Origin of the sequence: Sphingopyxis sp. (assembly GCF_050725615.1) — a bacterium.
In the GTDB taxonomy this organism is placed as follows: domain Bacteria; phylum Pseudomonadota; class Alphaproteobacteria; order Sphingomonadales; family Sphingomonadaceae; genus Sphingopyxis.
Genome location: NZ_JBOHHU010000046.1, coordinates 25379 through 31378, shown reverse-complemented (window position 1 = coordinate 31378; position 6000 = coordinate 25379). Strand labels below are relative to the sequence as shown.

General features: G+C 65.6%; 6 protein-coding genes. 3 read left to right on the top strand and 3 right to left on the bottom strand.

The annotated features are described in order from the left end of the window. Positions 1-96: 96 nt before the first annotated feature. Together ygiD and ACREB7_RS12180 are read right to left on the bottom strand one after the other, a co-directional pair. Positions 97-945, bottom strand: coding sequence for a 4,5-DOPA dioxygenase extradiol (gene ygiD / locus ACREB7_RS12185; RefSeq protein WP_431592542.1), 849 nt, complete (start codon positions 943-945; stop codon positions 97-99). Between the two features lie 12 nt (positions 946-957). After that, a complete protein-coding gene (locus ACREB7_RS12180) occupies positions 958-1515 on the bottom strand; it encodes an ester cyclase (protein ID WP_431592541.1) in 558 nt (185 codons plus the stop codon). A 341-nt stretch (positions 1516-1856) separates the two neighbouring features. Between ACREB7_RS12180 and ACREB7_RS12175 the strand changes: the two genes are divergently transcribed. Continuing rightward, positions 1857-2285 (top strand): OsmC family protein, encoded by a 429-nt coding sequence (locus ACREB7_RS12175; protein ID WP_431592540.1) that lies wholly within the window; start codon positions 1857-1859, stop codon positions 2283-2285. A gap of 81 nt (positions 2286-2366) precedes the next feature. Then, positions 2367-2918 carry a hypothetical protein gene (locus ACREB7_RS12170; RefSeq protein WP_431592539.1) on the top strand — a complete coding sequence of 184 codons (552 nt, stop codon included), beginning with the start codon at positions 2367-2369 and terminating at the stop codon, positions 2916-2918. A gap of 122 nt (positions 2919-3040) precedes the next feature. Here ACREB7_RS12170 and ACREB7_RS12165 read toward each other — a convergent pair whose 3' ends face one another. Continuing rightward, positions 3041-4531, bottom strand: a complete 1491-nt coding sequence (locus ACREB7_RS12165; protein WP_431592538.1) for an alkaline phosphatase family protein — start codon at positions 4529-4531, stop codon at positions 3041-3043. Positions 4532-4714: 183 nt separating this feature from the next. On the opposite strand from ACREB7_RS12165, the gene ACREB7_RS12160 reads away from it, so the two are divergent. After that, positions 4715-5482 carry a hypothetical protein gene (locus tag ACREB7_RS12160; protein WP_431592537.1) on the top strand — a complete coding sequence of 256 codons (768 nt, stop codon included), beginning with the start codon at positions 4715-4717 and terminating at the stop codon, positions 5480-5482. Positions 5483-6000: the final 518 nt, after the last annotated feature.

Here is a 6000-nt window from a genome sequence, read left to right as displayed (position 1 = left end):
GGCGCAGGATGATGCGATCGGCAAGCGCGTCGACCGGCACCACGGCAACGGTGAATGTCGGCGCGTCGTTCCAACCGGCAACGGCCTATTGCCGGCCTAGATATTGGTTTGATCCGCCGGGACGCCCGCCGGCAGCGTCGTGCTTCCCGCAGCTTCCTCGCAGGGCAGGCTGTCCGTGCCAACGCCGTAGCATGTCATGGACAAGGACCCCATCGCATAGCCGCGCAGGATCGGTCTGGCGCCGTCGCCTGCGTCCGCAAGGCCGGCTGTATAGAGCAAGGGGATGAAATGATCGGGCGTGGGAACGGCAAGGTCGTAGTCCGGATGCTGAAGGATGTTCAGAATGCCGCTCGGATCTTGCACCATCTGATCGACGACCGCATCGTCGAAGCGATGCGCCCAATCGGCGCCGCCATCCGCATTTTTCCAGTCGATTTTTCGCAGATTGTGGACGACGTTGCCGCTCGAAATGATGATGATGCCCCGCTGGCGCAGCGCAGCGAGGCGTCGGCCCAATTCCAGATGATAGTCCATCGGCTGGAGCGCGTTGATCGACAGTTGCACGACCGGAACGTCGGCATCGGGGAACAGATGCGCAAGGACGCTCCATGTCCCGTGATCGAGGCCCCACTGATCCTGGTCGGCGCCGACCCAATGGGGTTTGACGACCTCCGCGATCTCGCCCGCCAGTTCCGGCAGGCCCGGCGCGGGATATTGAAAGGCGAACAATTCGTCGGGGAATCCGTAAAAATCATGGATGGTCCGGGGGCGCGCCATCGCGGTGACGGCGGTCGCCCCGATATACCAATGCGCCGAGACGACCAGCAAGGCGCGCGGTCGCGGCAATGCCTGCCCCAAACGGCGCCAGGCGCTGGTATAGCCGTTCAATTCGAGCGTGTTCATCGGGCTGCCGTGGCCGATGAACAGGGCCGGCATCCTATCCATCGCGCGCGCCCGTCAGGTCGCGCCGATCTGGACCATGAACGAGGCATTGTCCCAGAACAGCCATTCCTCCTTCATCACCCCATTCTCCCACCGCCCGACAGTCATCATCGGCAGCACGAATTTCTTGCCCGTGGGTTGAAGCGTCTTGCCGCCGCCGAGGTCCATCGGCTTCGTGAACGTGCCGGTCATAATCCCTTGCACCGCCGTGTATTTCCCGTCCGCGAGCTTGATCGGATGCTCCGCAATCTTGGTATCGGGGGCAAAGGCGAATTGCGGTTTCAGCTTGACGAGGTGGTCGGCGATGCCGGTCGTCGTCGATCCGTCGGGATAATGCACCAGGATATCCTCGGCGTGGCTCTTGTTGAACTCATCCCATTTCTGGCCGCTGTAAACGCGGAAATCGAGGTCGTCGAAATTCGCGAGATTCTTTTTCTGCTCTTCGCTGTGGCCGCTCGACGCGTTGGCCTCGGGAGCGCCGTTTTTGTCCGAAGACGGGGAGCCCGAACAGGCCGCGATCGACAGTGATGCCGAGAGCATGAGAAAATGGGGGAATTTTGGAAATAGGCGCATGATCGACTCCCTCGGTTTTGGCTGTCGGGCCGGGTTCTGCAGGATAGAAGCGCTGAACGATCGCCTGGTCAAGGCCGGGGACGGTCCGCAATCGGCCAACGGCCGTCACGCCTCCCGGTTGGGTCCGTTCCGGCAGCCATCTCGACCCCATTCTCCAACCGCATCGAAGCGCCGGGCGGCGGTGTGACGACAAGGAAGACATGCGATGCTGGACCCGTCGCAGCCATGGTTGCGCAGCCGCACCGGGCATGGGACATTGAGGCGCTTTTCCTGAGTCCCGCAGTCCCGGCTGCGGCGCCCCGCCTTTATCCAGCCCCTGCATCGAGCCAAGGAGACATTGCATGACCGTCAACCGCGCATCCGCCCGCTACGAAGGTTTCGGCAAGGAGGGCAAGGGATCGATCACCACCAAATCGGGCGTGCTCGACAAACAGCCCTATGGGTTCGGCACGCGCTTCGAGGGACAGCCGGGGACCAATCCCGAGGAGCTGATCGCGGCGGCGCATGCGGCGTGCTTCACCATGGCGCTGTCGTTCGGGCTGGCGCGCGCCGGCTATAGCGGCGACACGCTGGAGACGAGCGCGGCGGTGACGCTGGACCAGGTCGAGGGCGGGTTCGAGATCAGCCAGTCGGCGCTGACGCTGGTCGCCCGGGTGCCGGGCATTTCCGAGACGGAATTCGCGGCGATCGCCAAGGAGGCCGAGATGAATTGCCCGGTGTCGAAGCTGCTCGATTGCGAGATCACGCTCGAGCATCGGCTGGAGCCCTAGCTCGCGGACGCCCGGGCAACGCGCCGTCGACTTGCGTCGGCGCGCGCGCTATTTCGGCGAGGGTGCTTGAGGGAGACGGCGATGCGGCATGGCGCGTGGATGATGGCGGGAGTGGTGCTGGCGCTGACGGGATGCGGCGATGCGCCCGACAAAGCGCCCGGTGATGCGGCGACACAGAAGGCGGTGCTGGCCGACGGCCCGAAGGCCGAGGTCGCGGCGATTGCGGCGGCCGACGTCCCCGCCGGGGTGCGCGCAGCGGTCCTGGCCAAGGTCCCCGACCTGACGATCGACCAGGCCGAACGCAAGGCGCGCGACGGGCTGGTCTTCTATGACGTCGAGGGCATGCGCGACGACGGCAGCGCGGTCGAGATCGACGTGATCGAGGAGCGCGGCGCCTATCGCGTCGTCGAGGTGCAGCGCGACATCGCCTGGGCCGATGCGCCCGCTGCGGTGCGCGCCGCCGCCGATTCGGCGCCCGATCATTTTGTGCCCGAGCGGGTGATCGAAAGCGCGCAGAACGACGGGACGGTGATTTACGAATTGTTCGCGCCGGGCAAGACCGACGAGCCCGCCGCCGAGGTCAACTGGAAGGACGGCAAGGCGGTGCTGCGGGACGAACGCAACGCCTATTGAGGCGGGCCGGGGTCTGGCAAGTCTGTCCTGTTCCCGTAGCCCTGAGCTTGTCGAAGGGCGCTTCTCGGATAGGCGCCCTTCGACAGGCTCAGGGCTACGGTTCAATCTAAACAGGACAGATTCTAGGCGGTGCGGTCGCCTGCGCGCGCCGCTTCGAGGCGCGGCATGACGTCGTCGAGATATTGCCGGGCATCGGCGCGGGTCCGCAGCGGCTGGAAGCGCGACATCGCTACCATGTCGCCGCGCGTCTCGCGATCGGCCTTGCGGACGACGAAGAGGAAGGCCTGCAGATTGGGATCGTCGGCGATCGGTTCGTCGCCGCTGGCTTCGTCGAGCGCGGCCAGTTCGGACATCGCCAGCGGCGCGGGGGCCCGCTCCGCCAAGGCGGGCGGACAATCGGCGTCGCCGCGCAGCGTGTCGGTGAGCAGGTGCAGCACATCGGCGGCGGCGGCGTCGCGCTCGGTCAGCGGAGCGAGGCCGAACAGGCGTTCGACCGTCGCCAGCACCGAACTATGGTCGTAAAGCGTGTGATCGACCCCGCCGCGCGCGACCCAGGGCGACACCACCACCGCCGGGACGCGGACGCCATAGACCGAGAAATCGAAGGCCTGCGGATTCTGCCCGGGACCCGAACCGTCGTTCGGCGGGGTCGCGGGTTGCGGCGGGATGCCGCTGTCGTAAAAGCCGCCATGTTCGTCATAGGTGATGATCAGCAGGCTGTTTTCCCATAGCGGCGACTGACGGATGGCGTTGTAGACGCGCGCGACCAGATCGTCGCCGCCAGCGAGCCCGTCCATCGGATGCTGCGACGACCCGCCGCGATAGCTGCCCGAAACGATGTCGCCATAAGCGGGTTCGATGAAGGTGTAGCGCGCCGTATAGGGCCCCGCGAGGTCGTCCGCAAAATCGTCGAGGTCGCGGACGTCGAAATAGTCGATGCCCTTGATCGCCGCGACCTGCGGGATGCGGCCCGACAAGGGACCGCGCTTGTCGCCATAGAGGCGATAGGCATAGCCCGCCTCGCCGAGCCGGTCGTAGATCGAGCCATGGGGATAGCGGAAGCCGCTGAAGCTTTCCCATTTGATGATGTCGCCGAGACTCGGCGCGTCCGCCTCGCCGTCCGACGAGGCGCCATGAACGAAGAAGCGGTTGGGCCAGGTCGGCCCCGGCAACGACGCATACCAGCCGTCGCAGAGCGCATAGGCGCGCGCCAGCGCGTCGAGCGCGGGCGCCTGCCGCGCGCTGTCGATGCCGCGCATCACGAGGTCATAGTCGGCGGCGGGCAGCGGTTTGGACCGGCGAAGCATGCGCTTGACCTTCGTCGTCGCATAATTGGCGACGAAGCCGCTGTTGGTGCGCGGCGGATAGGGGGTGACGTCCGAACAATCGCTGCCGGCGCCGCAGACCTGGTCGAGCACGTCGCAGAAATCATGGAGGGGGTCGCTGGGCAGGATATCGGGGGCGCCGCCCTGAAAGTGGTAAGTCTGGCCGTCATATTGGTTGGTATCGGCGGCGGTCGCGGCATGGATGCCAGGGATTCCCGACAGCGCGAACATATGGTCGAAGGACCGGTTCTCGAGCATCAGGACAAAGACATGGTCGATTTCGGGCATGGTCGGGGCGCTCCTGCAATCCTGTTGTGTCGATGCGCCCGGTTGTGCTTTGTCTTTTCTTACCCCGCCGCGCCCCGCCTTTCAACGCGATAGGCTTCCGAAATGGAGGCTTTGGCGCGGCGATTGCCAGCGGCGCGGTTTTGGGACACGGTGGCGGTCAGGGCGTGCGGCAAGGGACGGGCAATGAGCGGCTATCAGGTGAAGTTCGAGATCGGCGGCCTGACCCCGGCGCCGCCGGCGGGCGAGGCCGCGCCGATGATCGAATTTCTGTGTGATCCCGCGCTGGTCGGCCGGATTCCGGCGCCCGAACGCGCGATCCGCTTCGCCCCCGACTGGTTCAAGCGGCTGAACCGCGAAATGGGCATGACCTATGAAAACGGCCTCCCCGCGATGACCGCCAAGGCGTGCCTGCCGATGACCGACGCCTTTTCGCTGGGTTTCGTCATCCCCTTGCCGTTCGACGTGATGATCCTCGTGCCCGAGGACCGGGTGTCGATCCAGATGGGCTGGGCCGAGGGGGTGCCGTTCCAGCCGGTCGAACAGCATCACCCGGGCCAGATCGGCGCGCCCGAGCCGCCGTTCGAACGCGTCATGCCGCTGAAATTCATCAACCCCTGGCGGATCAAGGTGCCGGACGGCTATTCGGTGCTGTTCGTCCAGCCGCTGAGCCGGCCCGACCTGCCCTTCACCTGTTTTTCGGGCTTCGTCGATTGCGACCGCTTCGACACGACGGTGAACCTGCCCTTCGCGTGGACCGGGCCGGTCGGCGAGCATATCCTGCCCGCCGGCACGCCGATCGCGCAGCTGATCCCGATCCGCCGCGACACGCTGATCAAACAGGATCGCGCGCGCGGCTCGACGGCGGAGGAGCTGGCCGACCAGGCGGCGGCCCAGGGTAAGAAATATGGCGAGGAATCCGCCTATATGCGCGAGTGGCGGGTCAAGAAATAGCCGTCCGCGGCGCGGCATCCTCCTGACCTGAACGCCCGTCGCCGACCGCGTGGGCGTGCGCCGCTGCACCCCGACGATCGATTTTGGGCCCTCGGCGTGGCCCCTTTTCCCGTCCGATCGCGCCTTGGCTGATGATCGGGAGTGGTTTCACAGGGAGGGCATGATGAGCCAGGTACGATGCGAGGCGAACGGTTGCGATCGGGGGCGGATCAAATGCACCGGCTATCAATGCCACGACGGCTATTACCCTTGCGGTGATTGTCGCGCCACGGGCGAGGTGACCTGTCCCGATTGTCGAGGCGCCAAATATACTCAATATAGCCATGACCAATATCAGGGATGCCACCGATGCGGGGGCGCCGGTCATGGGGACAATCTGGGCGCCATCCGATTGGGCAAAGGCACGATCGATTGCCCGAGCTGCGAGAACGGCAAGATCCGCTGTGCGACCTGCGGGCGCGATGGCGGCCACGGGACGGTTACCTGCAAGAACTGCGGGGGGACGGGCTGGGTCGATC

Bases quoted from the DNA above. Each gene is read 5' to 3' on its own strand.
- ACREB7_RS12180 (WP_431592541.1), bottom strand. From the start codon at position 1,515: ATGCGCCTATTTCCAAAATTCCCCCATTTTCTCATGCTCTCGGCATCA.
- ACREB7_RS12160 (WP_431592537.1), top strand. From the start codon at position 4,715: ATGAGCGGCTATCAGGTGAAGTTCGAGATCGGCGGCCTGACCCCGGCG.
- ygiD (WP_431592542.1), bottom strand. From the start codon at position 945: ATGGATAGGATGCCGGCCCTGTTCATCGGCCACGGCAGCCCGATGAAC.
- ACREB7_RS12165 (WP_431592538.1), bottom strand. From the start codon at position 4,531: ATGCCCGAAATCGACCATGTCTTTGTCCTGATGCTCGAGAACCGGTCC.
- ACREB7_RS12170 (WP_431592539.1), top strand. From the start codon at position 2,367: ATGCGGCATGGCGCGTGGATGATGGCGGGAGTGGTGCTGGCGCTGACG.
- ACREB7_RS12175 (WP_431592540.1), top strand. From the start codon at position 1,857: ATGACCGTCAACCGCGCATCCGCCCGCTACGAAGGTTTCGGCAAGGAG.